Annotated in this window: 20 protein-coding genes; 9 read left to right on the top strand and 11 right to left on the bottom strand. The window is 63.9% G+C overall.

Features of this window, described 5'->3' with window-relative positions; genetic code table 11:
- Nucleotides 1-634: 634 nt before the first annotated feature.
- The 3 genes from LJE93_09700 to LJE93_09690 are packed head-to-tail and all read left to right on the top strand — an operon-like array spanning nt 635 to nt 4,138.
- Nucleotides 635-1,783, top strand: coding sequence for a peptidoglycan DD-metalloendopeptidase family protein (locus LJE93_09700; GenBank protein ID MCG6949171.1), 1,149 nt, complete (start codon nt 635-637; stop codon nt 1,781-1,783).
- A 2-nt stretch (nt 1,784-1,785) separates the two neighbouring features.
- The gene (locus LJE93_09695) at nt 1,786-2,916 is read left to right on the top strand and encodes a hypothetical protein (protein ID MCG6949170.1); all 1,131 of its coding nucleotides are present in this window, start codon (nt 1,786-1,788) and stop codon (nt 2,914-2,916) included.
- 49 nt (nt 2,917-2,965) lie between these two features.
- The gene (locus LJE93_09690) at nt 2,966-4,138 is read left to right on the top strand and encodes a divergent polysaccharide deacetylase family protein (GenBank protein MCG6949169.1); all 1,173 of its coding nucleotides are present in this window, start codon (nt 2,966-2,968) and stop codon (nt 4,136-4,138) included.
- Nucleotides 4,139-4,392: 254 nt separating this feature from the next.
- On the opposite strand, the gene cysS is transcribed toward LJE93_09690, so the two are convergent.
- The 8 genes from cysS to LJE93_09650 all read right to left on the bottom strand — a co-directional run bounded on the left by cysS (nt 4,393) and on the right by LJE93_09650 (nt 13,635).
- Nucleotides 4,393-5,802 (bottom strand): cysteine--tRNA ligase, encoded by a 1,410-nt coding sequence (gene cysS, locus LJE93_09685; GenBank protein ID MCG6949168.1) that lies wholly within the window; start codon nt 5,800-5,802, stop codon nt 4,393-4,395.
- A 154-nt stretch (nt 5,803-5,956) separates the two neighbouring features.
- Nucleotides 5,957-6,628 (bottom strand): Crp/Fnr family transcriptional regulator, encoded by a 672-nt coding sequence (locus LJE93_09680; protein ID MCG6949167.1) that lies wholly within the window; start codon nt 6,626-6,628, stop codon nt 5,957-5,959.
- On the bottom strand, nt 6,625-7,977 hold the full coding sequence (locus LJE93_09675; protein ID MCG6949166.1) for a tetratricopeptide repeat protein: 1,353 nt from the start codon (nt 7,975-7,977) through the stop codon (nt 6,625-6,627). Before LJE93_09675 ends, LJE93_09680 begins: the two co-directional genes overlap by 4 nt.
- Before the next feature lie 7 nt (nt 7,978-7,984).
- A complete protein-coding gene (gene hfq, locus LJE93_09670; GenBank protein MCG6949165.1) occupies nt 7,985-8,239 on the bottom strand; it encodes an RNA chaperone Hfq in 255 nt (84 codons plus the stop codon).
- The gene (gene miaA / locus LJE93_09665; protein MCG6949164.1) at nt 8,236-9,183 is read right to left on the bottom strand and encodes a tRNA (adenosine(37)-N6)-dimethylallyltransferase MiaA; all 948 of its coding nucleotides are present in this window, start codon (nt 9,181-9,183) and stop codon (nt 8,236-8,238) included. The genes hfq and miaA overlap by 4 nt, the downstream gene beginning before the upstream one ends.
- A 218-nt stretch (nt 9,184-9,401) precedes the next feature.
- A complete protein-coding gene (locus LJE93_09660; protein ID MCG6949163.1) occupies nt 9,402-11,663 on the bottom strand; it encodes a DNA internalization-related competence protein ComEC/Rec2 in 2,262 nt (753 codons plus the stop codon).
- Nucleotides 11,660-12,964, bottom strand: a complete 1,305-nt coding sequence (locus tag LJE93_09655; protein ID MCG6949162.1) for a hypothetical protein — start codon at nt 12,962-12,964, stop codon at nt 11,660-11,662. The genes LJE93_09660 and LJE93_09655 overlap by 4 nt, the downstream gene beginning before the upstream one ends.
- A complete protein-coding gene (locus LJE93_09650; GenBank protein MCG6949161.1) occupies nt 12,961-13,635 on the bottom strand; it encodes a hypothetical protein in 675 nt (224 codons plus the stop codon). Before LJE93_09650 ends, LJE93_09655 begins: the two co-directional genes overlap by 4 nt.
- Nucleotides 13,636-14,253: 618 nt before the next feature.
- Between LJE93_09650 and LJE93_09645 the strand changes: the two genes are divergently transcribed.
- Nucleotides 14,254-16,644, top strand: coding sequence for a formylglycine-generating enzyme family protein (locus LJE93_09645; protein ID MCG6949160.1), 2,391 nt, complete (start codon nt 14,254-14,256; stop codon nt 16,642-16,644).
- Nucleotides 16,645-16,718: 74 nt separating this feature from the next.
- On the opposite strand, the gene LJE93_09640 is transcribed toward LJE93_09645, so the two are convergent.
- From LJE93_09640 to LJE93_09630, 3 genes are all read right to left on the bottom strand, one after another.
- Nucleotides 16,719-17,861, bottom strand: coding sequence for an aminotransferase class V-fold PLP-dependent enzyme (locus LJE93_09640; GenBank protein ID MCG6949159.1), 1,143 nt, complete (start codon nt 17,859-17,861; stop codon nt 16,719-16,721).
- A 731-nt stretch (nt 17,862-18,592) separates the two neighbouring features.
- Nucleotides 18,593-19,276 carry a hypothetical protein gene (locus LJE93_09635; GenBank protein MCG6949158.1) on the bottom strand — a complete coding sequence of 228 codons (684 nt, stop codon included), beginning with the start codon at nt 19,274-19,276 and terminating at the stop codon, nt 18,593-18,595.
- 257 nt (nt 19,277-19,533) lie between these two features.
- On the bottom strand, nt 19,534-21,798 hold the full coding sequence (locus tag LJE93_09630; GenBank protein ID MCG6949157.1) for an aconitate hydratase: 2,265 nt from the start codon (nt 21,796-21,798) through the stop codon (nt 19,534-19,536).
- A gap of 192 nt (nt 21,799-21,990) precedes the next feature.
- Between LJE93_09630 and LJE93_09625 the strand changes: the two genes are divergently transcribed.
- The 5 genes from LJE93_09625 to LJE93_09605 all read left to right on the top strand — a co-directional run bounded on the left by LJE93_09625 (nt 21,991) and on the right by LJE93_09605 (nt 26,653).
- Nucleotides 21,991-22,488 carry a Mut7-C RNAse domain-containing protein gene (locus LJE93_09625; GenBank protein ID MCG6949156.1) on the top strand — a complete coding sequence of 166 codons (498 nt, stop codon included), beginning with the start codon at nt 21,991-21,993 and terminating at the stop codon, nt 22,486-22,488.
- Nucleotides 22,489-22,755: 267 nt separating this feature from the next.
- A complete protein-coding gene (gene rnc / locus LJE93_09620) occupies nt 22,756-23,466 on the top strand; it encodes a ribonuclease III (protein MCG6949155.1) in 711 nt (236 codons plus the stop codon).
- A gap of 79 nt (nt 23,467-23,545) precedes the next feature.
- Entirely contained in the window at nt 23,546-25,375 is a 1,830-nt protein-coding gene (uvrC, locus tag LJE93_09615; GenBank protein ID MCG6949154.1) for an excinuclease ABC subunit UvrC, read from the top strand.
- 129 nt (nt 25,376-25,504) lie between these two features.
- On the top strand, nt 25,505-26,182 hold the full coding sequence (locus tag LJE93_09610; GenBank protein MCG6949153.1) for a 7-carboxy-7-deazaguanine synthase QueE: 678 nt from the start codon (nt 25,505-25,507) through the stop codon (nt 26,180-26,182).
- Entirely contained in the window at nt 26,183-26,653 is a 471-nt protein-coding gene (locus tag LJE93_09605) for a 6-carboxytetrahydropterin synthase (GenBank protein ID MCG6949152.1), read from the top strand.
- Nucleotides 26,654-26,761 lie beyond the last annotated feature (108 nt).

The raw sequence follows: 26,761 nt of genomic DNA, 5'->3' as shown, positions 1-26,761 counted from the left end.
ACCCGCCCGAATTAGGAGTGAGGAATTAGGAGTGAGGAATTAGGAATGAGGAATGAGGAATGAGGAATTAGGAATGAGGAATTAGGAATGAGGAATTAGGAATGAGGAATTAGGAATGAGGAATGAGGAATGAGGAATTAGGAATGAGGAATTAGGAATTAGGAATTAGGAATTAGGAATTAGGAATGCTGCCCACCCAACCGGCCACGCCTCTGGGAATTCGGACTTCCCGCCTACCCTCTCCGCGCTTGCAATCCGACCGAGGGAACAGAGCACTCCCACCTTTTGTCATTCCGACCGAGCGAACACCGTGAGCGAGCGGAGGAACCCGTTCGACTCGCTTCGCTCGCTCAGGGCAGGTTCTGTGGGCATGGCAGAAGCGCGGTCCTGCATTGTCCATAGATCCCTCGGCTCGCTTCGCTCGCTCGGGATGACACAAAGGGAAGGCTTTCGGCGCGTCGCTCGGGATGACACAGTAGATTTCTAGATTCTCGATGCTCGATTCCCCTCCACCCTGCGTGTACACCGGGAGGGTGGCCGGGAATTTCGAAATCCGAAGTTCGAAATTCGAAATGCGGGGTGGGTGGGTGGGCGGTAACTGTGTAATTCCTTTATTTATAGTACAATGCCATGCATGAGATGGCTCACTCGAGCTCTTTTCGTCTGCGCCTGTCTGGCTTTCCCCGCCCCGTCGTACCTGGGTGCCGCGAGCCCGACGGATGACCAGCTGGCGGTGGTTCGCCAGCGCATAGGTCGGCTCCAGGCAAACCTCGACGACCTTGCGGCCAAGGCGAGGACCGCCGAACAGGAGCGGCAGAAGCTGGACGCCGAGTTGGAGCTTGCGGACGCTCGAGTGCATGAGGTGGAGCTGCTCCTCGAGCGCAGCGGTGGTGAGGTGGAACGGCTCCGGATGGAAGCGGAGACCCTCGCAGCCGATCTCGACCGGAGGAAGCAGGTCCTCGATCGCCACCTCGAGGTGATGATGTTGCTCGGCAGACCCGGTCCTCTCCAGCTCTTCATCGACGCCTACCGGGGAGGTGTCCTGGAAGAGGCCATCGGAACCGTGTCGGTTCTGACCGCGGGCCAGGCCCGTCTCTTCGATGAGTACCGGGAAATCCGGATGCAGCACACGGTCCGGCTGGCGGAGCTGAGCCGGACCCTCGATCAGGCGCATGAGGAGGCGCGGGATCTCGAGGAGCGACGTCAACACCTGGAAGACGTCCGGTCTCGTGTCGCGAACCATCTCGCGAGCCTCGAACGCAGCCGTGCGCGGACCGGCGCCTCGCTCGCGGATCTGCGCGAGCGAGAGGCCTCCCTCGAGCGCCTGGTCGGCGTGCTCGCCTCTCGGCAGCGGTTTACCGGGAACGAGGACATCCGTGCCTACCGCGGCGCCCTTCCGTGGCCGGTGGATGGCCCGATTGTCCAGGGTTTCGGCCGCCAGAAGCTGGCTCAGTATTCCGCCTACACGATGTGCAACGGTGTCCGGTTCAACGCCCCGAGCTCGTCGCCGGTCAACGCGGTTTTCCCGGGAGTTGTCGCATTTGCCCGTCATTTCAAGGGTTACGGGAACATGGTCGTTCTCGACCATGGGAACGGCGTGTATTCGCTGGTCGCCGGCCTTGGTACAATCCACGTGCGCGTCGATCAATCCGTGACGATGGGGATGCGCCTCGGCCTTGCGTCGCCACCCAAGGAAGGTGGCAATATCTACCTCGAATTCCGTGTTGCAGAAAAGCCGGAGGACCCGAGGCGGTGGCTCCAGCTGAAGGGGGGATCCTCCTGAACATGAAACGAGTTCGCATCATCTTCCTGTCAATCTCGCTGGTTGTGGTGATGCTCTTCACCGGCGTCCTGCTGGCCAACCGGTCGAATCAGGACGTGCTCTTCCGGGCGCTCGGCAACCTCGCCGAGGTTGTGCATCTGGTGGAGACCGAGTACGTGAACGAGCTCAACCAGGAGGCGTTGTCCCTGTCGCTCGACGCGGGTCTCGTCGAGTCCCTGAACCAATCGGCAGCGGTTCTCCCGGTCGAGCGGATCGGAGATTATCTGGAGCTGGTCGAATCGCCTCCACCCTTCGGTCTGGGGCTCTCGTCGAGGCTCGGGTCCGCCGCGGTTCGCTTTGTCTTTCCAGGTTCACCGGCGGAGGCGGCCGGTCTCCAGATCTGGGAGGTCATCGAGCTGGTCGACGGGGTCAACAGCCGCGGACGACCGTTGTGGCAGATCCGGCTCGAATTGATGGACCGCGAGAGAAACGGCACCCCGGTGAAGCTGACGGTCTTCGATCGGGAGGTTGACGAGAGACGAGAGGTGGTGCTGGAGCCGGCCGAGTGGAAGCTGCGAGCGGCAACCGCCGAGGAGCGTGACGACGTCACGATCATCCGGGTCGATGCGGTACCGATCGATGCAGTGGCAACCGTGGCGGAGCTGATTCCGGATGACGGCCTCGTGATCCTCGACCTGCGGGAGCTCCACTGGGGGCTCGAAGCGGCGACGATCGAGCTGGCCGATTCCTTCCTGCGCGCCGGAAGACTCGGCGAGTGGAAGGGGAGACGGGCCGGATCGCGGCTGTACGAGGCCGATGAGGCAGCGGCACTGGACGCACCGCCGATGGTCCTCGTCAGCCAGCAGACCGAAGGTGTGGGCGAGATCCTGGCCGGCGCGCTGCAAGGCGGCGGGGCGATCGTGGTTGGAAGCCGCACCCTGGGAAACGCGCCGTACATGAGCCTCGTTCGCGATGGCGACGTGGCCGTGTGGATGCCGGTCGGCCTGTGGCTGCGACCGGACGACGAGACCATCAGCGGCAACGGTATCGAACCGAACGAGGTGGTCGAGGCGGCGGAACCCGACTCGGAGGATGACCCGGTGCTCGATCGTGCGCTCGAGCTCCTTGCCGAGGGCCTCGAGAAGGCCGCGTGATCGATGGTCATTCGGATCGATAGCTCGTTCAGCCGTGGGACGGTACACCTTGCCAGCCGGTAAAAAGAAGAAAAAGAGCAGCAAGAACGAAATCCAGCCCTGGGTAACGACGGCAGTCGTTGTGGCTGCGGTTGTCGCGTTCCTCGCCGCGATCTGGTTCCTGGGTAGTGGCCGCGGCGAGAAGGGGGCGGTGCCGTTCGAAGACCGCCTGCGGGAGCTGGCCGAGGGTCGGGGCGTCGCAGCTGCCGACATTGCGGCCGACGATCCGATCCGCAAGGTCGGAGAGATCTTCGTGCGGACCTGGAATATCTCCTTTCCGAGTCGCCCCGCACGGGACGGCTTCATCGGTGATCTCGAGATCGAGGCTGCCGCGCGAGGTGCGGAGTTTTCCCGCCCGGAGGATTTGGGCTCTGAACACGTGCGACTGCGGGTCGGTATGGAGGTCGAGGCCTTCGACCTCGACCTGGTGGTGAAGGAGGCGTTTCCGACCGCTGTTCCGACGGCCGAACCGACCGCTGTGCCGACGCCGACCAAGAGGCCCGAGCCGGCGCCCGACGCGCGTGGCCGCCTGGCGATTCTGCTCGATGACGGCGGCCAGAGCCTCGATCTGGTCCCGGCCGCGGCTGTCCTGCCGGCCGAGGTCGGTTTCGCGATTCTGCCGTTTCTTCCGCATTCCGCGGAGACGGCAAATGCCCTTTTTGACGCCGGGCACGAGATCTGGCTCCACCTGCCGATGGAGCCGGACAACTATCCCGAGGACAATCCCGGGCCTGGTGCGATTCTGATGTCGATGAACTCCCAGGAGCTGAGGAGCGCGGTGCATGACGCCCTCAACAACATCCCGCACGCGGTCGGTGTCAACAATCACATGGGATCAAAGGTGACCGCTGACCTCAAGACGATGACCTGGATCATGCAGGAGCTCAAGGCGCGTGGCATGGCGTTCATCGACTCGCGAACGACGGCTCGAACGGTGGCCGAGGAGGCCGCCCGCCTGCAGAAGGTGCCGACCAACAGGCGACACGTTTTTCTCGACAACACGCGATCGCCCGCGGCCATCCGCAAGCAGCTCGCCGAGGCGGTTCGCCGGTCGCGGATGGAGGGTGAGATCATCGCCATCGGTCACCTCGACAAGACGACCGTCGAGGTGCTCTTCGAAGACCTCCCGGGGCTGTCGAAGCGTGGCGCAGACCTGGTCAAACCGAGCGACCTCGTGCGTTAGACGCACGAGGTCGAATTCGGGATGAGGAATTCCTCTCCGCCTCCGGTGGCGTGGATGCGAAGGGATTGTAGGGGCGGGATATATCCCGCCCTTGATCTATGAATTCCAATTGAACGATCAAGGGCGCCATATATGGCGCCCCTGCAGATCCTTCGCGTTCACGTCCCTGGGGGGGTTGGGTGCGAAATCCCAAATCCCAAATCCCAAATCCGCGGGCGGGTGGGTGGAAATTCCTAATTCCTAATTCCTAATTCCTAATTCTTCCTGTGCCACACCGCCCCGTGCGGGGTGTCCTCGACGACGATTCCCATCTCGGTGAGGCGGTCACGGAGCTCGTCCGCACGGCCGAAATCGCGCGCCTCGCGGGCCGCCGTCCGCTCGTCGACCAGGCGCTGGATCTCATCGTCGTCGTCGGTTTCATCGGCGGTGTCGGGAAAGATCCCGAGCACCGAGTCGGCGTCGTCGAACGCCCGCTGGAGGAGCGATCGAATCTCTTCCGAGACGCCCCCGCCGTCGAGGGCGGTGTTGACGTGGCGGAGGAGGCCGTGGAGTGCTGCGAGGGCGCGCGCGGTGTTCAGGTCGTCGCCGATGGCGCCCTCGAACTGGTCGTGAAAGTCGATGACGGCTGCGGCGTCGAGGTCGCCCGTGCCGTCGGCGGCGGGGGTGTTGTCGAGCCGGCGCAGGGTGTTGCGGATGCGATCGATCGCCTGCTCGGCGGCGTGGAGCCCGTCCATCGTGAAGTTGAGCTTCTGCCGGTAGGGGACCGAGATGAGGAGATAGCGGATCACTTCCGGTTCATGACCGCGGTCGAGGAGGTCGCGCAAAGTGTAGAAGTTCCCCTTCGACTTGGCCATCTTCTCGCCCTCGACCACGAGGTGCTCGGCGTGCAGCCAGAGATGGGCGAAGGGGCGTCCGGTCGCGCCTTCCGACTGGGCGATTTCGTTCTCGTGGTGAGGAAAGATGTTGTCCACCCCACCGGTGTGGATATCGAACTCCTCGCCGAGCAGCTCGATCGACATCACCGAGCACTCGAGGTGCCACCCCGGCCTGCCCGGGCCGATCTCGCTGTCCCATGAGGGCTCGCCCTCCCGCGACCCCTTCCAGAGCACGAAATCGCGGGCGTCCTCTTTCTCGTACTCCTCGTTGTCGACCCGTGCGCCGGCGAGATTCGCCTCGGGTCGAATCCCGGACAGCTTGCCGTACTCCGGGAAGGTCGAAATGCTGTAGTAGACGGATCCGTCACTGCGATAGGCGTGGCCCTTCGCCTCCAGCCGTTGCACGAGCTTCACCATCTGTGGGATGTAATCGGTCGCCCTCGGGTAATGCTCGGCCCGCTCGATGCGAAGCGTGTCGAGATCAGTGAAGAACGCCTCGATGAACCGGTCCGTGTACTCCCGGATGCCGAGGCCCGCGGCCTGTGCCTCGCGGATGGTCTTGTCGTCGATGTCGGTCAGGTTCATCACCTGGGTCACGTCGTAGCCGAAGTGCTTCAGCGTGCGCCGGAGGACGTCCTCGAAGAGAAAGGTGCGGAGGTTGCCGATGTGTGCGAAGTCGTAGACCGTCGGTCCGCAGGTGTACATCCGCACCCGTCCCGACTCGATCGGCTCGAAGACCTCGAGACGACGACTCAAGGTGTTGTACAGGCGTAATGCAACCTCGGTCATTCAGCCTCCGAATGAAGATTCTACACACCAGCGAAGAATAATAGGAATTAGCAGTTAGGAATTAGGAATGCCACCCATCCGAGACGTTCACTCCAATGGGGGGGCGGAGGGGAATTCCTACTTCCTAATTCAGAATTCCTAATTCGAAAATTTGCTATTCCAACAAATTTTCTCGGATGTAGGTGAACTTCCCTTTGTTCACCAACCCGAATCCCTCTTCAAACTCGTTGATGAGTCGAGAGACGGTCTCCCGGCTGGTTCCGATGGAATGGGCGATGTCCGAATGGGTCGGGCGTCGGACGACGACCCACCCGTTGCCGAGGCGATTGCCGTGGTCGAGAGCCATGTCGAGTAGATAACGCGCCAATCGGCCCGCCACATCCATGTATGCGAGCGATTCCATCTTCGAGTTCGCGCGACGGAGGCGCCGGGAGAGGATAGCCATGAGCTTGCGTGAGATGTGGGGATTCGAGGTCAGCAGGTGATCGAAGTCGTCCTGCTTGATGACCAGCAGTTCGACATCCGTGACCGTGATGACCGAGGCGGATCTCGGAGCGGTCTCGAGCAGACCCATCTCGCCGAAAACCTGTCCGGAGCCGAGGACGGTCAGGATGAACTCCTTGCCGTCGGTCGACGTGGTGACGATCTTGACCCTGCCGTTGACCACCACGAAGATCGAATCCGCGTCGTCGCCCTCGTGAAAGATGGTGGTGTCCGCGGGGATTTTACGGATCTGGGCGAGAGACGCAACTTCGTCGAGCTCGTCATTGGTCAGCTCCGAGAAGAGCTCGAACTGCTTGATCAGCTTCCGCGCGTTCTCGGTCATTGGCCGTTGCCTCCTCGAGCGGCCAGTTCCATCACGACATTGGCCACGCTGGAACCAGAAACCGGATCAACGAATTTCACGCACGGGCGGGTCCCACTGTCAAAGGTGCACCAGCGCGGTTCCCCGACGCCGAGCAGCTGCACGAGATTCTCCACCGCCGTTCGTGCCTCCAGGGCAGTCACCTGCCGGTGGGGATGGAACCGATGCAGCAACTCGTCGCAGTCGACGAGCCCGAGCCTGGTCGCGGTGAGGATTTCGGCTTGAGAAGGCAAAGTCATGATGTCCGATAACAATGGTACCTGCCCACCGGCCATGCTTTCCACTTTCGGCGCAAGCCTGACCAGGATCACGGCGAGCTGAGCACGCGAAAGATCCGGCGAGTTCATGGCCTCGTGCACGTAATCCGGCATCACCGAAAGGCGCCAGCGAAGCTTGGCCCGGCGCAAACCGGCCTCTTTCTCCGGGTTGTCGTCGGGCAGGTAGGAGTAGAACCGCATCGCAGCCTGCCAGTCGCGCTGTTGTTCGGCGATCGCGACCGCGGCGAGGACGCTCTCCGGGTCGTCCGGAAGAGAGCCGTAGATTCTCATGGCGGCGTTGAGGTCACCCCGCTGTTCGGCAATTTTGCCGGAGAGGCGGACGGTCTCCGAATCCCGGGGCAGGGTGGAGAGAGCCGCCTCGGCACGATCCGGTTGGCCGAGTTCGATCAGGGCACGGGCTTTCAATACGACGGCATCGCGGTTGTCCGGTTCGAGCTCCAGCGCCGGTTCGAGCGTATCGAGCGAGGCATCTGCCGCTCCCGATGCGAGGAGCGTGCCGGCTTTCTCGATCCTCGCGCCGACGAATTGACGTTTCAGGTCGTCCCGCCGTTCGATCCATCGATCTTCGGGCCACAGCTCGGAACCGCGGTTGGCCGCGGTCAGCGCGGTCCGTTCATCGCCGGCCCGTTCGGCCGCCACCGACAAGGTCAGCCATGCGGCCGCATAGTCCGGTTGATCGCTGGTGAGCCTCTCGAGACCCGGCGAAGCGTCGGATCTGTTCGCCACCAGCGTCGCCTGCAACGACAGGAGATCGCTCGCCGGATCGTTCCCGACCCTGGCGGCGTTGGCCTCCGCCCGTACCGTGTCGCCGCTGAGCAGGGCGTTCCAACCCTCGTTCACCAGCCGCTGGTCGGCCTGCTCGAGCCTCGGGCGACCGGGGCCCGTGTTCGGGGCCGGGAACTCGTACCGCGCCGCGGAGGGCGGTGTGGCCGGGGCGGAGGCGCATCCCGCCAGGAGGCCGGCACTGGCCACGGCCGCCGCGAGGACGCCCACAACTTTAGCGCGCTTGAAGAGAGGAAAGGTGGCAGCCATCGATTGCTCAGACCTGGTCTTCTTCAGGCTGGGTCTTGCCCGGCATCGGGCCCAACGGAGCGATGCTGGCGATAGAGTGCTTGTACACCAGTTGCTCCTGTCCGTGGTTTTCCAGAATCACCGAGTAGCGGTCGAACCGGCGGATGATGCCGGTGAGCCGTTTGCCGCTGACAAGATACACGTGAACGGTCTTGGAATCCTTGCGGAGCTGATAGAAAAATGGATCCTGAATGTTGATAGTACCGCTCGAAGGTTTGTTCATGATGTTCTTCTTCCCTCGGTGTGCTGTTTCCAGAGTTCAGTGACCGCCGTCGCCCCACCTTGCTCAGCCGGCGGCACCCAGTGGAGGTTCCCTTCGGGAATGCCTCGCAACCATGTCAACTGGCGTTTCGCGAACCTCCGGCTCGATTTCCTGGTGTTTTCGATGGCCGTTTCCAGATCGCACTCACCCTGCAACATCTCCACCACCTGGCGGTAGCCGATAGCCTTGAGGGCATGAGCGTCGACAGGGACACCGGTGGCCAGGATCTGCCGCACCTCCTCTACCAGACCGGACGCAAATAACCTGTCCGCGCGCGCGTCGATTCTAGCATATAGATCCTGCCGCGAACGGTCCGGAGCGACCATCAACGGGAGGTACCTTCGAGGGCACTGGTGCCTTCGCCAGTGACTCGAGAGTGTCTCGCCGGTGAGCTCGAATACCTCCAACGCCCGCAGAACCCGTTGACGGTCGTTCGGAGAAATTCGCTCTGCCGCCTCGGGATCGACCTCCCGGAGCCTCTGGAAAACGGCGCCGGGGTCGCGTTCCCACTGATCGGCCAGGTGATCGATGTCGGCGGGCTCTCTCGGGGGTGCCGGAAAAAGTCCCTCGATCAACGCGCGGATGTAGAAATGCGTGCCGCCGACGATGACTGGTGTGCGGTCGCGATTCGTGATGTCCGCGATCGCGGCGGCCGCCGCATTGGCGAACTCGCCGGCCGAGAAACGGTGCCCGGGCTCGGCCACATCCACCAGGTGGTGACGGACTCGACGCCGATCTTCGGCGGTCGGCTTGTCGGTGCCGATGTCCATGCCGCGGTAAACCGCAAACGCGTCCGCCGAGACGATCTCCCCATCGACCCTCTCGGCCACCTCGAGACCGAGACGGCTCTTGCCTGACGCCGTCGGACCCATGATGACCAGAAGTGGTGTCAACCTGTCATCCATGCGCCAAGCGTAGGGCGGTGACCGGCGAACGCGCAAGCCAATTCGGAATTAGGAATGAGGAATTAGGAATTAGGAATTAGGAATGAGGAATGAGGAATGAGGAATGAGGAATGAGGAATTAGGAATTAGGAATGAAGAATTTCCACCCAACCTCATCAGGCATTTCGCGTTTCGGCACGTTGGGCGACATTCCTAATTCCTAACTCCTAATTCCTATTTCACGGGAATGGTACCCACTCGCCGTTCACCAGCTTCGCCCCACACCACCCGTCACGTGCAGGGTATCGACTCGGGATTCCCGCGCCAGCGAGGCGCTCCAGGACCTCGGCGGTCGGGTGGCCATATGTGTTGCCCGGTGCGGCAGGGATCAGAGCTATCGAAGGTTTGACGGCGTCGAGAAAGGCCTTGGAGGTCGAGCCGCGGCCGCCGTGGTGGGCCACGACCAACACCTCGCTCCGCAGATCGCCGGCGCGGGCAAGGTGACGCTCGGTCGAGCTGCCGATGTCGGCGGTCAGGAGGACGGACCTCCGGTCGACGGCGACGCGGGCGACCAGGGAGCGTTCGTTCTCGTGCCGGGGCGGGTTCTGCGCGGGCGGCCAGAGAACCACGATTCGTAACGAGCCGAACGCGACTGCGGACCCCGCCGCGACAGGTCGTACCTGGACGCCGCGCCGGCGAGCGATTCGCAGGAGGGGAACGGTTTGCGGCTCGGAAAGCATCCACGCGGGAAGGACCAGCTCTCCGACCTCGAACGAGCGGAGCAACTGCCCCAGCCCTCCGAGGTGGTCCTCGTCGGTGTGCGAGGCGAGCACTGCGCCGATATGTCGTCGCGCGCCCTCCGCGAGCAGCTCTGCCGATTCACGAACGTAGCGGCCGGTATCGGCCACGATCACGTCCTTGCCCGAACCAACCACGACTGCGGCTCCATCGGTGACCGGCAGGAGCTCGGCAGCCGGTACCGGCGGGGCCTGACGGAAGTGCCAGACAGCTCCGAGCATCGCCAGGACGGAGATCCATGCCACCACGCCCAGTCGTGCCCAGCGGTTGGCCTGCAGGGCGATCCATCCGGCGATCGTCAAGGCGACGACCGCGGCCGCATGCATCGGCGGCGTCACGATTTCGTGAGCTCGCGCCACCCGTCCGGCGGTATCCAGGAGGACCAGCAGAGCGCCGACAAGATCGAGTGTCACCCCGGCAGCACCGCTCCACACCTGCGCAATCGCGGTCGCCGCCACCGAACCGAGGATGGTGGGCGCGAGCATCGGGAGGGCGACGAGATTCGAGAGTACGGCGCCCGGGATCAGGGTGCGGAAATGCCACGCCACGATCGGTGCGGCTGCAGTCTGAGCGACTATCGGCACGGCAATGGCGCCAGCCAGCCATCGGCGCCCGGGCAGGATCGTGCTGACAGCCGGTACCCAGCGAACCAGGGCGGCGGTGATGAACACCGTGAGCTGGAAACCGACGTTGGCGATGAGCGAGGGCTGGGAGAGGAGAAGGGCGGAGAACGCCAGCAGGACGGCAGCCATCGGGATGATGGCCCGCCCGAGCAGGCGGGCGCCGAGGTATATGACGACCATCAACGCGGCTCGCATCGCGGATGGTGCGGCGCCGGCCAGAACTGCATAAATGGGGACGATAGCGAGCACCGTGAGACGGGTTGCCCGCGGGCTCGCGCCGGCCAGTGCGAGGATCAACCAGACCGCGCCTCCTACCAGGCCGACGTGAAGGCCGCTGACCGCGAGGACGTGTGCGAGACCGGAACGGCGCCACCTGTCTCGAACGGTGGTCGGAACGAGATCGCGACGGCCGAGGGCGAGTGCGGCCGCCATTTCGGCGGCACGAATGCGAGATGGGTCGGTGCCGGCAGCAACCAGGAGTCGTCGAGCGAGAGCGTTGCGCAGAGCCGGCAGCGGGCTTCGGCGGCCGGTGAGCTGGATCAGGTGATGCGACGAGACCACCAGGAGAGGGCTGGCGGAATGACCTCTGACGCGCGCCAGAACCTCGATCTCCGATCCGGGCGGGGGCAGGTTCATCGGGTCGACCGTGCCCCGAACCTCGAGCCGGCATCGATTCGGAAGGGCGATCGTATCTTCGCCGTGGCTCGCCGCCACGGCCCTCGCTCTGGTGCGGCGCCCCCACCTCGCGTCGGACCACCCTTCGGTGATCACGACGGTCGCGCGGATCGTCGTTTCACCCCCATCTATGAGGTGTGCGAGTTGCAGCATATCCCCGGCTTGGGCGAGACCCCTGCCGCCGACAAGAGCGAATCCGGCCAGGAGGAACAGCCAATGCCGCGCCCGGTGCCTCCAGCCGAGGGCAACCGTGCCCATGATCGCGCCGACGACGAGGATTGACGGGGCCAGCCAGGAAGGCGGTTCCACCGAGGTCAGGGCCGAGACGGCAGCGCCCAGTGCGGCTCCCGTGGCCAGTGACCAGAGCGGGCGCAGGGCGCGCGCCTTCTGCGAACCGTCTGTCACTCACGCTCCAAAAGGGCGAGGATCTCGACGTGGTGGGTCGAGGGAAAGAGATCGAAGAGCTCCAGCGCGCTCACCCGATAGCCGCTGCTTACGAGGAAACCGGCGTCGCGTGCCCAGGTCGCCGGATCGCAGCCGAGCATGAGGATCTTTTTCGGCCGCCACGCAGCCAGCCTCTCCCTCAGCGGTTTGGTCAGGCCGCTGCGCGGAGGATCCGTGATCGCGATCGCGTCGTTTGGCAATGACTTCCGCCGTTTCGCGAATTCTTCCGCCGTCGAGCCGCCGACCACCTCGGCGGCGGGGAGATTACGGCCGGCGGCTTCGGCGGCAATGCGGTTGGGCTCGACCAAGGTCATCTCCCGATCGCCGGCATGGAGGGCAGCCGCGGCCAGATAGCCGACGCCCGCGTGGAGATCGAAGACCGGGGACGGATCCCTGCCGATCAGCTCGGCGATCTTTTCGAAGAGCGGTGCGATGAGGTGGCGGTTGCCCTGGAAGAAGGCGCCGATCGGAACCGCGAGCGGGATCGGCAGGTTCATCGCGACCTCGGCCGCTCCCCAGCCGGGGCTCGGCCGGCCGGAGGGCGAGAGTGAGTGGAAGCCGGCTACGGAGCCTGCCAGGTCGTTCTCGTCCGGGATCCAACCAGGCTCGATCCCGGATGGCCCTCCTTTGGAAGGCGTCAGTGCCGCGACTGGTGTTCGGTCGTCGGTGCCTTCGAGCCACTCCAGGTCGATGGCTTCCGGGCAGCATTTCGCAAGCGTCGCTTCGAGCAACGGATGGATCTTCATGAAGCCCGAGCTCAGGACGCGGCAGGACGTGATCGAGGACACCCGGCGGCTGCGAAACTCGTAGAATCCGAGCCTCCGCTGTGCGGGATCCCAGTGCAGGCGTGCGCGCAGGCGGTAGTTGTCGGGCGAGGTCGTGACCCTTGCGGCGGCGATCATTTCGCCGAGTTCAGGGAAACCGCGCGTGGCCTCCGACGCGGAGGAGGCCTTCAACCGTGCACCGAGGGTCGGGTCCACGTGTGGCCAGTCACAGCCTCCGCAGATCCCGGAGTGGGGGCAGGGTTCCTCCAATCGGGCCGGATGGGGATGCCGTTCGACCGCGCATGCCGACGCCTCGATGATTCCGGCTCGCTTTTTCAACGGGACGGCCCGGATCCGTTCACCGGGAAGGGCGCCGGCAACCATCCAGGTCGAGCCCTCGTGATGGGCGAGCGCACGACCGCCGCCGACCAGCTTCTCGGCTTCGAGTGAAACGGAATCGTCGATCGGTCCTCCAGCGCCTCCGTTTTCAGATGTCACCCGTCGAGCTCCAGCCTCGGGAGGCCCAGCTCCTCTCGCATCAGGCGATCTCTGAGCGCCCTGTAGGTCCTTTCGCGCGCCTCCGGCGTGGCGGCGGTAGATTCGGCGTCCGCCCTCGATCGCGTTTCGATGGAGGACCTGGCCTCGTCATCAAGCGCTTCGAGGCTGTTGGCAAGCAGGGTCGACTCGAGGGCGAACAGGTGTTCCTCGAGGATCGCCGGCGGCAGTTCGGCTGCGGCGGCGACGGCGACAGCGAAACGGTCGATGAGCTCTGCAATACGCGGGCGGTCGGCGCGCAGACGGTCAGCGGCGGCAGTGAGATCAGAAGCCAGAGTTTCGACTCCTTGTCGAATGTCCGGGGCCTCGGGTCGAACCGGGCCGTCGGCTGAACCCACGTGCATTTCGGCCGCTCTTTTGGCGTGCGCCTTCACCGCGTGGCGGCAATAGGAGAGGCTGACGACCGGATCGGGTTCGTCCCTGTCTCGGCGGCGGGCGAAGACCTCGGCAAGGGCCGCTCTGACGACGGGCAACGGCATTTCGTCACGCCACCATTCGCGGAGGAGCTGGAAGTCCTTCGGCGAAAGGACGTGCGGCACTCCGCGCAGGGTCGCGAAATAATCCTCGATTTCGCGGTAGTACGCAATCTCCCTGGTGTCGTCATCAGCCTGCATATCTCACCGGGTGTCGTGACGAGGCCGTTGAGACGCTGTAACCAGCTGGGTTTTAGATTCTCCGGGCGCGGAGGCGTACTTGACGGTACGTCGAGCACCCGGAGATGAGAAAGCACAGCTGGGAGCGGCGGATCGGCGGCCGCAGTAGACAGCTGGTGAGATATGCAGGTTATTCACGCCGCGAGTGTAGCGCGCCATACGCATGGAGAGAAAATGGGGGAAGGGGCGAAGGAGAGAAGGGGGGCCGCGCTCCCTCGGTCGGAATGACAAGATGACGGGCTCGTCCGACGAGCCCAGTCAGAATGTCATCCTGAGCGAAGCACGCCGCAGGCGTGCGAAGCCGAAGGATCTATGGGGCGGGCTGGGCTGAAGCGCGCTACCGCCTTGCCCATAGATTCCTCCGCTCGGTCGCTACGCTCCCTCGGTCGGAATGACAAAAGAAAAAGAGCAGCAGCATGCCGCCCCTTTTCATCCATCGCTTTCGCGCCCCCGGGCCGCCGGTCGGAAAATTCGAAATTCGAAATCCGAAATCCGAAATGCGAACGAGACCACTCCTGCTGCCACCCGTGGCCTTTCGTGTTCGTGTAACCGCTGCGACGGTACAATACTGCAGTTACCATGCGTCACCGTTCCCTGTTGCTCGTAGGAATAATTCTCGCAGTTAACGCCGGCCGGCTGATCGCCGGACCCTGGGGGGGCCTTCCCGATGCTGTCGGCCGCCTTCAGAATGACCCCGGAGACCGTTCCGCCCAGGCGGTGTTGGCAGAGGCAGAATCGTCGGTCCTGCGCGAAGCGACGAATGGCCGTCTGGCCGCCGTTGCGGTGTTGATGGAGACCTACTCCAGCCTGGTGATGCAGCTCGAAGACGGCGATGAGAGGGTACGAAACCTCGAGCGCCGGACGGCCGCGGCCCTGGCCGCCTGGGGTGACGGGCAACTGGACTCGGATCCCGAGGCGGCGGCGACCGCGTGGACGTTGGCGGCCGGATATGACGCGGCGAGCCCAGCGATTCTGCAGCTTCGACGGTTGATCTTGCCGCCGGTCGAACCTGACGACGGGCAGAAATGGCGTTCCCCTCTGGACGGCGCCGAGCTCGTCTACCAGCCGCCCGAACGAGTCCGCATCGGATGCTCCGTCAACGACCGCCGATGTCGAGAAAACGAGATTTTCTTTCGCTGGATCGACCTTCCTGGCTTCTGGATCGAGGCGACCGAGGTCACCAACGAACGGTATGGCCAGTGCGTCGATGACGGATTCTGCGGCCTTCCGCAGGGCGGACACGGATTCGGCGATCGCAACAACGAACAGCTCCCGGTGGTTGGCATCGGCTGGCGCCAAGCCCGCGATTACGCGCGCTGGGTCGGACGGCGGTTGCCCTCTGAGGCTGAATGGGAGCGCGCTGCGCGTGGCAAAGAGACCCGGTGGCGATTCCCCTGGGGCAACGCTCGCAGGGCCGATCTGGCAAACGTCTGGGACGACACGGTGGCCATCGACCGGGGAACCCTGCCGGTGGGGACGTATCCGGAAACCGGCTGGGGCCTGCTCGACATGCCGGGGAACGTTTGGGAGTGGTGTGGAGACCGGTACCAGGTCGGTTTCAAGGAGCTGCCGGCGGACGGATCGCCGATGCGATCCGGCATCGGAAGAGTCGTACGCGGAGGCTCCTGGAGGCGGGACATCGATCTGGCGAGGGTATCCGCCCGATCCTGGTTCGATGAGGAGTACCGCGCCGACGACCTGGGTTTCCGTTGTGCCGTGAGCCGATCGTCCGAGGTCAGCGACGCGCGTCTGTTATCGGTCGCAGAGCGTGCTTTTGCGCTGAAGTCGACGCCGGGGCAGGAGCTTGCCGGCGTGCAGCTGAGCGCCGAGGACCGGCGATATCTCGAGCGTCGTGCCGTGACCTGGCTGATGCTCGAACGGCGTGCCGTGGAAGCGGTTCTGCAGGCCGCGCTTCTTCTTCGGCGGGATCCGACGGATTCTGTGGCCCTCGATATTCTGGAGTGGGTCGAAGGAGAACTGGTCGACGCAGCGCTGGCGGGAGACGTCGAATCCGTCGAGGTGCTCAGATCGCGCTATCTGAGAGCCGTGTCCTCGAGCCCGCGTTTCGAGCGGCGCCTTCGGGAGACCGAGGCGCGTGTCGGCGAAGCATTGCGCGAGTGCGGGGAATCGATGGCGCGTGAGGGCGACCGGGTGCGCGCCGCAGCGTGCTTCGAACTCGGCCTCAGGATCGTTCCCGGCGACATCACCATCCGCCGTCGCCTGGAATCCCTCGAGCCTGAGGCGGGCGACACCCGGACTTCACCGAAAGATGGACGAGTGATGGTCTGGATGCCGCCGGGCTCATACCGAATGGGCGCCACTGAAGGCGATCGGCAGGCCGCCCTCGATGAATTGCCGGCCGGTAACAGAGTCGTCAAGGGTTTCTGGATCGATCGTTCGGAGGTCACGAACGCCGATTATCGCCGCTGTGTCGACGCGGGCGACTGCACAGCTCCGACGAGGACCGAGGCCTTCGATGACCCGAACCGAGCGTCATATCCGGTTTTGTGGGTGACCTGGTATCAGGCTCGAGACTACGCGGAATGGGCCGGCAAGCGACTCCCGTCGGAGGCGGAGTGGGAGAGAGCGGCGCGCGCCGGCAGCGAGACACGATTCCCGTGGGGGGACCGCTGGGAGAATCATCGCGGCAATGCCCTCGATGCCAGTGGCTACGACCGGTGGGGTGCGGAAGCCCCGGTCAACAGCTTTCCGGCCAACTCCTGGGGAGTCCACGACCTGATCGGAAACGCCGCCGAGTGGGTGGAGGACGTCTACCACTCGATTCTGGCGGGAGGACCGCTGGACGGGAGTCCGTGGGAGCAGGAAACGGGCCCCTCCGACGAACGCCGGCGGGTGGTTCGAGGCGGGTCTTTTATCGATCCCCCGTCCCGCCAGAGAGTGTCGCGCCGGTCGGGCAGAAAGCCGACCGATAGCCACCGGAGTACCGGCTTCCGCTGCGCGGCAGACTAGCGCCCGCCCAGCCGCCCAATTCGGAATTCGGAATTCGAGTGGGTGGGTGTGCGGCATTCCGAATTCCGAATTTGTCAGAGGCCCACTTTTTCGAGGATTCGATCCAACGCTTCGAGCTCGCCGCGGGTGGTGTAGAAGTGGGGGGAGAAGCGCACGTTGCCCTGTCGTGCCGAGACCACCACCCGGCGTTCGGCAAGCCGGCGGCGGGCGTCGGCGGGGCTGACGCCCGGATGGCGAGCGGCGACGATTCCGGCGATCGGATGGCCGGCTCCCGGGGAGTAGACGTCCCAGCCGTGGGCGAGGAGAATCCGGGTCAGAACGCGCGACAGCATTTCTACCCTCGCCTGGATGTTGTCACGCCCGACGGCGGCGATCAGGTCGAGCCCTGCGGCGAGGCCGGCGACGCCGATATCGTTGCTCGCGCCGGCCTCGAAGCGTCGTCCGTCAGATCGGTATTCGAGGCGCTGCAAAAAGAAGTCGTGCGGCGCCAGGATGACGCTCTTCCAGCCCGAAATCGTGGGCTGGAGGCGATCGCGCAGCTCGGGTGTGGTTGCCATGATGCCGGCGCCCTCCGGTCCGAGCAGCCACTTGTGGCCGTCAGCGACGATCGCGTCGATGCCGAGCGGGCCAAGGTCCATCGGCAACACACCCAACCCCTGGATGGCGTCGACCACCAGAAGGACTCCTGCGTCCCGGCAGAGACGACCGAGCTTGGCCAGCGGAGCGATCCAGCCGGTGTGGAAAGCGACCCATGATACGGTCAACATCCTGGTCCTCTCGCCGATGTGCTTTTCGACGACTTCGACGTTGATGCGGCCGTCAGGCTGCGGAAAGCGGACGACCTTCACGCCGTGGCGCTCGAGTGCGAGCCACGGCGCGACGTTGGCCGCAAACTCTTCGACTCCGACGAGGACCTCATCACCCTTCTTCCAGGCCAGGCCTTCGGCGATCAGCGAAAGCCCCTCGGATGTACTGCGGATGATCGAGATGTCGTCGGGAGCGCAGCCGGCGAGCTGACTGCCGAAATGGCGACAGCTCAAATGGTTGTTCTGCCAGTCCTTGTATCTGTCGTATCCGGTTTCCTCCTGCTCGGCGATGCGCTGGCGCATCGCTTGGGCGACCGGCGTCGGCAGCGGGCAGACTGCCGCGTGGTCGAGGTACAGCGCGTGCTCCCGTATCGGAAATTGGGGAAGCCAGTCTCCAAGTTCGAAGGCCATGTCGAGATCATACCGTGGTTCGATCCCGGTGCGAGATTGCCCGAAATTGGCGGCAGACGGTCCACTTCCCGCGATCTGTGATCGCGGGCACGCGGCTTCGGTACTCGGTCCGACGAGAGCGTGCTCTCATCGTCCCTCGTACCTCAACCGTCGCGCGCCTTCGGCGCGCGAGAGTGGAACGTCTGCCTGTCGCTCGTCACGTGCTTAGGTGCGCTGGACTCGCGTCATGCCGAACGCTCGGATCGGTCAATTGCCCGACCCCCCTTTGTTCGTTCCTTCGCGCCGGTTCCGGACCTGGAGTGCGCGCTTCGCTCGTCGGCTTCGTCGGGATGATCCCAAGATCAATCCCTCCTCGCCCCTGTCGCTCATCGCACCCCCAGGCCCAATCTCGGCGCGACACGGAATCTCCGCTGTCGCTCCGATTCCATGATGCGCACTCCTGTCGGTGGATGCCCGAGGTCGGCTCGGCGCCTGCAGTGCCTGCAGACTGCGTCTGCCCGCTGTCGTTTTCGGGCTTCTGCTGCGGGCCGCGATACACCGAGATCTGGCGCACGCGAGCGAGCACCATCTCATGGCGTCTCGCGGCCCTCGCAATTCGTCGGTTCGGCTTTCGAGTCGTGGTGCCGGACGAAGCCCTTCACTCCAGCGGGAGCCGACGTTACCTCGGTTTCGGGTTTGGCAGAATCGTCTCGACGGTTTGTCGTGACTGGAATCAAACCAGGCGGATCGCTCTACTCCATTTGCGAGAGCAAATGGATGCGCTGAATCTGCAGGAGTCCGGGTGCGACGAGCGCTTCGGGGTCGCGAATCGCCAGCGGAATGAGGTCGCTCTCCGGAATGCCGGTCTCCGCCATGTCGGGGCCGCGTACAAGCCCGTACCCGGTGGCGCGCCCGGACGGTTCCCCGTAGGCGCTCATCCTCCGGGTCAGCTCGATGATGTTTTCCCACTGGGACGGCGGGTAGTTGGGCTGGCTCGAGAGCGGGTAGATGACATAGCCGACGCGGGTGCGGAGGTTCGCCGCGCGGAGAAGGTCGGAATCGGAGGCGGAGGTCAGGAACCGCTGGCTGACGGCGTAGGTGTGCTGCGGGTCGAGGTCGCGGAGAATTGCGAGGTGCTCTTGGTCACTCAAGCGGACCGGGATGTCCGAATCGCGAATGACGTTCGCCAGGAGTTGCTGGATGTGGCTGCCGATCTGCCGACCGCCGTCGCCCGCGGTGGGAAACCAGTCGCCGGACATGGGCTCGAGCCGCACAAGGTAGATGCCGAGGCACGATTCGGGCGCGCCGTCTGCCGATTTCGAACTCGAAACCATGGCCTGCCGCTGGGCCAGGCGCAGCTCGTAAGGCAGGAAAACCCTGAGAAAATCCAGGTCTGCAACCGGCGCGACGGGTTGGCGGACGTTTGTCTCGGTCATCATTCGATGTTCTCAGAACAAATAACTTGCGTCAACGCGATGCGTGTGATGCACCTCATAGATTTCGCGTGTTCGCTTCAATCCAAGAAAATCGACGTTGGCTGTTAACCGTCAGCAGCTCACTTTGACTCGGTGGCTTGATCGAGACGTCTTGGCGATATCCCACTCGCCGATCTTATCGATGATCGAAGCCCACGCAATCGAGTGATCGCCTGCGATAGGCTCACAGCTAACAGCTCATGGCTAAAAGCGAATAGCTACTTATTCCTCAACACATTCAGCGCGCTGCCGGCCTTGAACCACTCCACCTGCTCCTCGTTCAAGCTGTGCTCGAGGAGAAAGCTCTCTTCTGTGCCGTCGGCATGGTGGAGGACCGCGGTAATCGGCTTGCCGGGGCTGATTCCGGAGAGGCCGGTCAACGAGAGGCGGTCATCGACCAGGATCTTCTCGTAGTCCGCCGGATCGGCGAATCGGAGTGGCAGCATGCCCTGTTTCTTGAGGTTGGTTTCGGCGATGCGTGCGAAAGAACGGGCGATGATCGCCGTGCCCGCCATGTGACGTGGTTCCATCGCGGCGTGCTCGCGGGACGAGCCTTCACCGTAGTTCTCGTCCCCGATCGCCACCCAGCGGATACCCCGTTCCTTGTAGTCCCGCGCGAGCTTCGGGAGCTGCTTGGTCTCGCCCGTTTCAATATCGACGCCATAGCCGGGGTCGTCCGTGAACGAATTGATGGCCCCGAGAAAGAGGTTGTCAGAGATGTTGTCGAGGTGGCCGCGGAATCTGAGCCACGGCCCGGCCTGAGAGATGTGGTCGGTGGTGCATTTGCCGCGTGCCTTGAGGAGGACCGGCATCTTCTCGTAGTCCTCGCCATCCCACGCCGGGAAGGGCTCGAGCAGCTCCAGGCGTTCGGATCCTTCGCGGACCTTGACCTCGACCGATGCGCGGTCCTCGGGCGGTGCCAGGTATCCCTCGGCCTTGAAGACGAAACCGTCCTCCGGGACCTCGGGCGCCGGCGCCGGTGCCCGCAGTCGATAGGTGCCTCCGTCCGGGGCCGACAGCTCTTCGGTCAGAGGGTTGGTAGTGAGGTTTCCTGCCAGCGCGTAGGCGACGACGATCTCCGGGCTCGTTAGGAAGGAGTTCGTTTGCGGGTTGCCGTCGTTGCGCTTGGCGAAGTTGCGGTTGAACGAGCTGATGATCGAGTTCACCGTGCCGTCTTCGATGTCTTCGCGATGCCACTGGCCGATACACGGGCCGCATGCGTTCGCGAGAACCTTCGCACCCAGGCGGTCGAGCGTTGCCATCTGGCCGTCGCGCTCGATTGTGGCCTCGATCTGCTCCGAGCCAGGGGTGACCCAAAGAGCTGTTTTTATCTGTGCCCCGGCATCGAGCGCCTGCTGAGCGACATCGGCGGCGCGGGTGAGGTCCTCGTAGGACGAGTTGGTGCAGGATCCGATGAGTCCGGCGGTGAGTGTGTCCGGGTAGCCGTGCTCCCGGACGTCCGCCGCCATCTGCGACACCGGTCGAGCCAGATCGGGTGAAAACGGGCCGACGATGTGCGGCTCGAGGGTGTCGAGGTCGATCTCGATGACCAGATCGAAGAAGCCGTCCGGATCGGCGGCGACTTCGGGATCCGCCGTGAGGAGGTCCTTGTTGGCCTCGGCAAGGGTGGCGATGCGCGCCCGCTGGGTGGCGTCGAGATAGGTCTTGGCCCGGCTGTCATAGGGGAAGATGGAGGTGGTGGCGCCGAGCTCGGCCCCCATGTTGGTGATGGTGCCCTTGCCGGTGGTCGAGATGGACTGGGTGCCCGGACCGAAGTACTCGATGATGCGGTTGGTGCCGCCCTTGACGGTGAGGATACCGAGCAGCTTGAGGATGACGTCCTTCGGCGAAGCCCACCCCTTCAGGCTGCCGGTCAGCTTGACGCCGACGATCTCGGGCTGCAGGACCTCCCAGTTGAAGCCGGCCATCACGTCGACGGCATCGGCGCCGCCGACGCCGACCGCTATCATGCCGAGTCCGCCGGCGTTGGGAGTGTGCGAGTCGGTGCCGATCATCATGCCGCCGGGAAAGGCGTAATTCTCGAGCACCACCTGATGGATGATGCCGGAGCCGGGCTTCCAGAAACCGATCCCGTAACGAGCGGACGCCGACTGCAGGAAGTCGTAGACTTCCCGGTTTCGATCGATCGCCGCCTCGACATCCTCCTCTGCCCCGGAACGGGCCTGGATCAGGTGGTCGCAATGGACGGTCGACGGTACGGCGGTCGTGTCCTTGCCCGATAGCATGAACTGGAGCAGGGCCATCTGCGCGGTCGCGTCCTGCATCGCGACCCGGTCAGGGCGGAGCTGGAGGTAGGCCTTGCCGCGATCGAGTTCCGCGTCCGCATCCGCGAGGTGACCGAAGAGCACCTTTTCCGCGAGGGTCATGGGACGGCCGAGACGTTTCTTGACGACCTCGAGGCGGTCGCGGGTGGTGTCATATACGGATTGGACGAAATCTGGTGTGGTTTCGATCGTGGGCATTGGATTTCTCCTTCTCGATATTGCGGCTGATGGATCGCCGCAGTGCGTCAGGCATTCTACACCCCCCTGCCGCCCTCCCACTTCGGAATTCGGAATTCCCAACCGTACCCCCGATCGACGGGGAGAGTGGGTGGAATATTCGAAATTCGAAATTCGAAATACGTCTGGCAAAAGAGATAATCTCGAAAGGACATGACGTTCGACGACAGCCACCGCGAACGGGATCATCGCTTCCTGTGCGACGCGATGCTGGGCACTCTGGCCCGCTGGCTCCGTTTCTTCGGCTACGACACCGGGTTTTTGGAGCCGGGACCTGAGGACCGTGTGTTGGCGGAGATGGCCCGCTCCGAGGGCAGGTGGCTGCTGACCAGGGATCGTGAGCTGGCGTCCGCCGGTCCGCGGACAATGCTCATTCGCAGTGAGGGGCTGGAGGATCAGCTGGTCGAGGTGTTCGAACGCCTCGGGCTCCGTCCCGAGGCGAACCTCGACCACGCGCGTTGCGGGGAGTGCAATGGCGATCTGGTCGACGTGAGACGCGAGGACGTGGCCGATGTGGCGCCACCGCACGTGTTGGCGACCTCGCCCAGATTCCGCCGCTGCAACGGCTGCGGACGCGTCTATTGGCCAGGTTCACACGGCGAACGCATTCTCGAGCGCATGACTGAGATCATCAATAAGTCAGGACGATAGGCCGATCATTTTGTCGAAAATGGAGAAATGGAGAAAAGGCGCAGAGGGGGGAAGGGGACCCATTCACCCGCGCCATAGATCCCTCGGCTCGCTGCGCTCGCTCGGGATGACATTCCGGCTGGCCTGCCGAGGCCAGGCCGTCGTCATGTCATTTCGGATTTCGAATTTCGGATTTCGCGCCCGCCCCCCCAATGTGCGGGGGGTGGAGGGGAATTGAAAATTGAAAACTGAGAATTCAAAATTCAAATCCCTTTGTAGAATGACCGCATGACGGCCAACAGTGACGAAGCCCTTCAACAGCTCGAAACCCTCCTCGGCTATCGATTCGAGAATAAGGACCTGCTGCGGCGTGCCCTCCGCCACGGTTCGGCATTGACGGCGCAGGAGAGGGGTTCCTATCAGCGGCTCGAGTTTCTCGGCGATGCGGTGATCGGCCACGCGGCGGCCAAGATACTGTTCGAAGAATTCCCGCGAGATGATCAGGGTCAGTTGACCCGCAAGCGGGCTCACCTGGTGCGTTCGGAGCGATTGGCCGAAAGGGCGGCGCTGCTCGGCCTCGACGGTTGGGTCGTTCTCGGCCCGAGCGAGGAGCTGGGGCGGGGAAGGGAGCGATCGGCCCTGCTGGAGGACCTCTTCGAAGCGGTGGTTGGCGCGATCGCGCTCGATGGCGGATGGGAAGCCGCACTCAAATTCGTCGAGCATCAGTTCGCCGATGATCTGGACAACCTGGACGACCGTACTCTCGCATTGGCGGACCCGAAATCGTCGTTGCAGGAAGTCGCCCAGGCGCGCGGCTTGCCGTTGCCGGAGTACCGTAAGGTCGGTGTGTCGGGTCCCGACCACCGTCGCCTTTGGGTCTACGACGTGCTCTGGGATGGTGAACCGGTGGCCCGTGGCGAAGGTGTCAGCAAGCGTGACGCTCAGCACCAGGCGGCACGGCGCGCGCTCGTCCGCCTCGGCCTGGTTCCCGAGGACTGAGACCGGGTCCCAGAGGCAGAAAACGTTTTAACGTTCTAACGTTTCAACGTTTAAACGTTGGCCGCAGTAAGATGCTGAGATGAGCGACCCGCATCCCCTCCTCGAACGTGCGAAGGAGGCCCCGGAGCGGCCGGGGGTCTACCGATTCCAGGATCGGCTGGGGAATGACCTTTACGTCGGTAAGGCGCGAAACCTGCGGCGAAGAGTCCTTTCGTATTTCGGGAGGCACGATCTGCCAGAACGAACGCTCAATATGCTCGAGCGGGCCCGCCGTCTCGAATTCACCGTGACTGCCAGCGAGGCCGAGGCCTTCATCCTCGAAAACACCCTGATCAAACGTCTCAGCCCGCGTTTCAACGTCCATCTGAGGGACGACAAGACCTATCCCTACCTCAAGCTGACGACCGGCGAGGCGTGGCCGAGAATCGAGTTGACTCGAAAGGTCCGCGACGACGGCCACAGCTACTTCGGGCCCTTCATGGGCCAGCGTATGGCGCGCAAGCTGATGGATCTCGCGCGCACCCATTTCCAGGTAAGGACCTGCCAGATCGAAATCGACGGTCGCCTGCCGAGGCCCTGCCTCTACTACCACATGCGAGCCTGTCTGGGACCGTGCGTGGACGGCCTGACGACGCCCGAGGCCTACGCCGAGGTGGTCGAGGAGTTGCGGCTCTTCCTCGCGGGCCGCCGCTGGAGCCTCCTGCCGCGGCTCGAAAAGAGCATGTGGGCGGCGTCGGAGCGGGAGGATTTCGAGCTCGCAGGCCGCTATCGCGACCTGCTCGCGGTCGTCGAACGTCTTGGCGAGAAACAGGATGTCGAACGGCCCGGCCGCGGTGATGCAGACGTCGTGGCGGTCTGGACTGACGGCGAGCACGCCACCGTCTGTCTTTTGCCCTATCGTTCGGGCCGCCTGGTGGACAAGCGCGAGTTCCATTTCGAAGGGGTTGGCGACGTCGCGGCGCGCGAGCTCCTGGTGAGCTTCCTGGCCCAATACTACGAAGCGAACCCGTCGATTCCCCGGCGGGTGGAGCTCGCACAGGAGCTCGACGAAGATGACCGTGAAATGCTGCGGGCGTTTCTGCGCCTCACCGGCGATCACGCGGTGGATATTTCGACACCTCGGCGGGGTGAGCGGGCGCGTCGCGTCCAGCTCGCCCTCGACAATGCCCGCGCGGCATTCGATCTTCGCTTCCGGGCGCCTCGTTCGCAGGCTCAACACCTCGCCCGCCGGATCGGCGAAGCGCTCGGACTGACGGGCCCGGTCAGCTCGATCGAGTGTTTCGACATCTCCCACTCGAGCGGCAAGGAGACGACGGCTTCGTGTGTCGTCTGGCAGAACGGGCGCCTCAACAAACGCCAGTATCGGAGCTTCAACATTCGGGAGATCGAGGGTATCGACGACTTCTCGGCGATCGCCGAAGCGGTCGGACGGCGCTACCGCCGCCTGCGTGACGAAGAACGACAGATGCCGGATCTGGTGTTGATTGACGGCGGCGTCGGGCAGCTGAACGCGGCGATGGCGGCCCTCGACTCACTGGGCGTCGACCTGCCGGTCGTCGCCCTTGCCAAGCGCGAAGAACTGGTCTGGCTGCCGGCGGCGTCGGAACCGTTGCGTCTCGATGCATCAGACCCGGCCCACCTCGTCCTGCGCGAGGTCCGCGACGAGGCCCATCGGTTTGCGGTCAGCCGCCACCGGTCTCGGCGTTCGAAGAGGACCCTTTCCTCGCAGCTTCTGGCGGTTCCAGGGATCGGGCCGGGTCGGACGCGTGCATTGCTCAATCGCTTCGGATCGGTTCGCGGCGTCCAGCAGGCAACCGTCGAAGAGCTGCAGAGAGCGTTGGGCCCGCGGCTCGGGCGCCATCTCTGGCATCACCTTCATGCCGGGGAGTCGACTGCTGACGATCCCTAAATGAGGAATGAGGAATGAGGAATGCCGCCCAACCGCCCGAGGCATTCAGTTAGAACGGGGGGGGGTGGAAATTCCTAATTCCTAACTCCTAATTCCTAATTGACAATCGGGGTGATACCTTCACCACCTATGTTCATCTCCGAGACCTTCACCAGCATCCAAGGGGAAGGGCTGCTGGCCGGTGTGCCGTCGCACTTCATCCGCACGTCAGGGTGCAATTTGCGGTGCCGATGGTGCGACACGCCGTACGCCTCCTGGGAGCCGGAGGGGGAGCGGCGGGCAGTCGGGGAGTTGGTCGAAGGAGCGGTGGCGTCGGGCGTCGGTCACGTCGTGGTCACCGGCGGAGAGCCCCTGATCCAAAGGGAGATCGGAGCCCTCACGAGAGGCCTGCTTGAGGTTGGCCTTCATATCACTGTCGAAACGGCCGGCACGGTCAATCCCGTCTTTTATTGCGACCTTCTGTCCCTTTCGCCGAAGACTGCCAACTCCGACCCGACGGACGCCAACAACGATCGTCACGGCCGCCTGCGGAAGAATCGCGAGCCCATGACGGAGCTCCTCGAGCGTTTCCCCGAACACCAGCTCAAGTTCGTCGTCGAGAACGCCGGCGATATGCCGGAGATCCTCGACCTGCTCGGCGCCCTGGGGAAAATCGACCCGGGACGAGTCCTCCTCATGGCCCAGGGCAGGAACGCTGAGGAGGTGGCTGAACGGGCACCGTCAGTGGCGGCCTTGTGTCTGGAGCACGGCTTTCGTTACACTCCGCGCCTACATCTGGACCTCTTCGGAGGGGGCCGGGGAGTTTGAATGGGTTTCTTCAGGATCGCCAAGACATTCGAGGTGGAATACGGGCACCGGCTGAGCAAGCACCCGGAGAAGTGCCGTTTTCCGCACGGACACAGCCTCCGAATCGAGGTTGTCGCGCGTGGTCGCGAGCTCGATGACCACGATATGGTGTGTGATTACAAGGCGCTCAAGATGGTGGTGATCGACATCGTCAAGCGACTCGACCACGCAATGGCGCTCAACTCGGCGGACCCTCAACTCGAAGGACTGACGGCGATCGGTGATCGCGTGCTGATCTTCGATGATTGCGATCCGACGACCGAGGTGCTGGCGCGGTGGATCTACCAACAGATGGCGGAGCGGATCGCGGCCGATGGTACGGTCGAGTCTCCGAGCGGGACGAGCTACGAGATCCCGACCGGCCTCGAGCTGGAGCGGGTTCGAGTCTGGGAAACATCCACCTCCTGGGGTGAATACGTTGGCCTCGAATAACGCGGCCGCGCTCCTCGTGCTCAGTGATGAGTTTTGAGTTATGAGTTTTGAGTTTTCCCCCGCCTACCCCCGGTTCGGAACGGGGGGAAAATTGGGAACTCAAAACTC

This window comes from Acidobacteriota bacterium (genome assembly GCA_022340665.1).
Taxonomy (GTDB): Bacteria; Acidobacteriota; Thermoanaerobaculia; order Thermoanaerobaculales; family Sulfomarinibacteraceae; genus Sulfomarinibacter.
The sequence above is the reverse complement of the archived record's forward strand: the minus strand, read 5'-3'. Positions and strand labels throughout refer to the sequence as shown.

What these genes read in the sequence shown, in the direction of transcription:
- LJE93_09695 (MCG6949170.1), top strand. Translation starts at nt 1,786, where the DNA reads ATGAAACGAGTTCGCATCATCTTCCTGTCAATCTCGCTGGTTGTGGTG.
- LJE93_09650 (MCG6949161.1), bottom strand. Translation starts at nt 13,635, where the DNA reads ATGCAGGCTGATGACGACACCAGGGAGATTGCGTACTACCGCGAAATC.
- LJE93_09605 (MCG6949152.1), top strand. Translation starts at nt 26,183, where the DNA reads ATGGGTTTCTTCAGGATCGCCAAGACATTCGAGGTGGAATACGGGCAC.
- LJE93_09680 (MCG6949167.1), bottom strand. Translation starts at nt 6,628, where the DNA reads ATGACCGAGAACGCGCGGAAGCTGATCAAGCAGTTCGAGCTCTTCTCG.
- hfq (MCG6949165.1), bottom strand. Translation starts at nt 8,239, where the DNA reads ATGAACAAACCTTCGAGCGGTACTATCAACATTCAGGATCCATTTTTC.
- cysS (MCG6949168.1), bottom strand. Translation starts at nt 5,802, where the DNA reads ATGACCGAGGTTGCATTACGCCTGTACAACACCTTGAGTCGTCGTCTC.
- LJE93_09675 (MCG6949166.1), bottom strand. Translation starts at nt 7,977, where the DNA reads ATGGCTGCCACCTTTCCTCTCTTCAAGCGCGCTAAAGTTGTGGGCGTC.
- rnc (MCG6949155.1), top strand. Translation starts at nt 22,756, where the DNA reads ATGACGGCCAACAGTGACGAAGCCCTTCAACAGCTCGAAACCCTCCTC.
- miaA (MCG6949164.1), bottom strand. Translation starts at nt 9,183, where the DNA reads ATGGATGACAGGTTGACACCACTTCTGGTCATCATGGGTCCGACGGCG.
- LJE93_09700 (MCG6949171.1), top strand. Translation starts at nt 635, where the DNA reads ATGAGATGGCTCACTCGAGCTCTTTTCGTCTGCGCCTGTCTGGCTTTC.
- LJE93_09645 (MCG6949160.1), top strand. Translation starts at nt 14,254, where the DNA reads ATGCGTCACCGTTCCCTGTTGCTCGTAGGAATAATTCTCGCAGTTAAC.
- LJE93_09625 (MCG6949156.1), top strand. Translation starts at nt 21,991, where the DNA reads ATGACGTTCGACGACAGCCACCGCGAACGGGATCATCGCTTCCTGTGC.
- LJE93_09630 (MCG6949157.1), bottom strand. Translation starts at nt 21,798, where the DNA reads ATGCCCACGATCGAAACCACACCAGATTTCGTCCAATCCGTATATGAC.
- LJE93_09610 (MCG6949153.1), top strand. Translation starts at nt 25,505, where the DNA reads ATGTTCATCTCCGAGACCTTCACCAGCATCCAAGGGGAAGGGCTGCTG.
- LJE93_09640 (MCG6949159.1), bottom strand. Translation starts at nt 17,861, where the DNA reads ATGGCCTTCGAACTTGGAGACTGGCTTCCCCAATTTCCGATACGGGAG.
- LJE93_09635 (MCG6949158.1), bottom strand. Translation starts at nt 19,276, where the DNA reads ATGACCGAGACAAACGTCCGCCAACCCGTCGCGCCGGTTGCAGACCTG.
- uvrC (MCG6949154.1), top strand. Translation starts at nt 23,546, where the DNA reads ATGAGCGACCCGCATCCCCTCCTCGAACGTGCGAAGGAGGCCCCGGAG.